The sequence below is a fragment of the Thermolongibacillus altinsuensis genome (genome assembly GCF_004341205.1).
In the GTDB taxonomy this organism is placed as follows: domain Bacteria; phylum Bacillota; class Bacilli; order Bacillales; family Anoxybacillaceae; genus Thermolongibacillus; species Thermolongibacillus altinsuensis.
Map to the genome: position 1 here is coordinate 1 of NZ_SLUL01000033.1, position 2,412 is coordinate 2,412.

Below are 2,412 nucleotides of genomic sequence, written 5' to 3' on the forward strand. Positions count from 1 at the left end.
TTGTAACCGTCAAGTAAAATTGAACACTTTTTGCTCATTAATTTTGAACAGTTTCATCGCTGAAAATGGAAATTCTATGCTTCATGCGATAGCTGTCTCCGTTTAAATGAATCACCTCTGCCCGATGAATAATTCTATCTAATACGGCTGTAGTGATCGCTGGATCCCCCAGTAGTTCTCCCCATTCACTTGGTCCCTTGTTGGACGTTAAAATAATGGATGATTGATTGTACAAGTCATTGATCAAATGGAAAAACAAATTGGCTTCTCGTTGATCCATTGCCATAAACATGAGATCATCGATAATCACGAGGTTGGATTCTCTTAGACGCTGAAGACGAATTCGAGATTTGCGAGTGATTTCTTCTGTTTTTAACGCTTGAATCAACTCTCCCATGGTAATAAACGTCACTTTATACCCTTGATCAATCGCCTCCATCCCAAGTCCAATCGCTAAATGGGTTTTCCCTACACCTGGCGGTCCTAATAAAATTAAGTTAAAAAGTTGGTCTAACCATGCGAGTTCCCGCAATTGATGAAATTGCCGTTTTGTCAGTGATGGCTGTTCATCCAGCTGAAACTCGTCCAATGTCTTGTAATACGGGAAAGCTGCCCATTTTAGACGCCTTTCCCGTGCTTTTTTCTCCCGACAATCTTGTTCATACTGCAATACTATGGACAAAAAACGAAGATAGGTCATCTCGTTTGTTTCTGCTTGTTTCACTAGTACAGGCAGGTGAAAAGCCGTTTCTGTCAAACGCAACGTTCGCAATAACTCTTGTACTTTCGCCAGCTGGCTCATTTCGTTCTTCCCTCCAAAATCTCAATATATTCTTCGATGCTTCTGACAGCTGGTTGAGCTTCCAAAACCGAAAGGTTCCCCTCACGTAATGGTTGAATTCGGTTCACTGAAACGACTTTGTCGGAAGTGTTCCATCTATGTTGTCGTTGTAAGTAACCGACCATATCTGTAAATGCAGAGGCGCTATACAACTGTAATTCCATACATTTTTGCAGCGCTTGGCTGCACAGAGAGAGTGGAAATTGAGCCAGCTGCTTTTGAATGAGCTGTAATTGATCCCGTATATATCGTGGATAGTTTTTTCGTATACGTTCGAGATACTCCTTGGCCGCATCCGGATTTTCAAATTCATGGGCAATCCTCTCGAGATACACATCGATCCCTTTCGCTCGATCACGCAGATGATTCCGGTTTTGAATGAGTTTCCCTTTGCCGTGAGTGATCGGGTGTTTCCCTAAGTATTCCCCGGTTTCCAAATCATAGATCAGGAGTTCTTGTTCTGCCTCTTGAATGACGATTTGCACCGTTTTCCCAAACGATGTATAGGTTCCGCACGGAACCGTGTATCGATTGGATTTGTACAGAATGGTATTGTCCTTTCTCACCGTCCTTGTTATACTGTTGGTAAGGTTTGTTTTGGGGACGCCAGTCACGTCCAATGATGGAGAGATCGGTCGTAAGTGTGCTTTTTCGAGTTCGAACACATCGGCCGGTCTCTTTTTTGTCGTATTATGAACTCTGCCGTTTCCTGTTCGGCGCAGCCAATTCCATCCTTGTTCATTCCATGCATCGATAGTAGTAAAGATCCGATGTTTGGCAAAGTTATGTTTGATAAATCCTACGACGTTTTCGATTTTCCCCTTACTTTCCGGATCTGCCTTTCGACATACATGAAGAGTCAAGTTTCGTTGTCTCCGATAGGCTTCAAATTCGGCCGTGAGAATGAGATCCCCGGCATTTTCGCTGACCACAATCAGGTTGTCCTGATCGTAAACCAGTTCGTTTGGGATTCCCCCAAACCATTGGAACGCATTCTCGTGCGCTTGGATGACATCTCTCGTCGTAAAAGGACGATTCAGCCACTCCATGTATTTATAACGGGAGTGCGAAAGAACAAAGGCGATAAAATATAACACGATATCCTTTCCTTGTTGATTTTTTACTTTGACTTTTCCAAAATCGACTTGCGCTTGGTGACCCATTGGTGGATCTGGCACTGCTTGATATTGGCGGACAGAAGTTTCTTTTGGGATGTTCCACTCCTCTCGTAAATTCCTCACATAGCTGCGGACCGTACTTTCTCCCACACGGAGATCGGGATATTGTTCCTCCAGCCAATCTTGTACTTGAGACGCTGATAGATCTGGATGCTTCTGAATCCAATGTAAAATAATCTCTCGGTAAGGGTCTAACTTTTTTCTTCTCTGCTTCGTAGAAGCCAGCCATATCGTCATTTCCTCTGGTGAACGTTTTAAATAGTTATATAATGTCGTTCTGGATATGTTTAATTTTTTAGCGATAGTGGCTTTACTAAATCCTTGCTTTAAGAGCTGATAAATTTCCATGTACACTTCCCACTTATCCACCTTTCCATCCCTCCAACAGCTAGA

The 2,412-nt window shown here is 43.0% G+C and carries 2 protein-coding genes; both read right to left on the reverse strand.

Going from position 1 to position 2,412, the window contains the following annotated elements; genetic code table 11:
• Window positions 1-37 precede the first annotated feature (37 nt).
• Complete coding sequence (gene istB, locus EDD69_RS15100) at window positions 38-802, reverse strand: IS21-like element helper ATPase IstB (RefSeq protein ID WP_081157650.1); 765 nt, start codon at window positions 800-802, stop codon at window positions 38-40.
• A partial coding sequence (gene istA / locus EDD69_RS15105; protein WP_341539348.1) for an IS21 family transposase occupies window positions 799-2,412 on the reverse strand: 1,614 nt, incomplete at its 5' end. The genes istA and istB, both read right to left, overlap by 4 nt.

Excerpts from the sequence above, each read along its gene's own strand:
- istB (WP_081157650.1), bottom strand. The coding sequence starts at position 802 with ATGAGCCAGCTGGCGAAAGTACAAGAGTTATTGCGAACGTTGCGTTTG.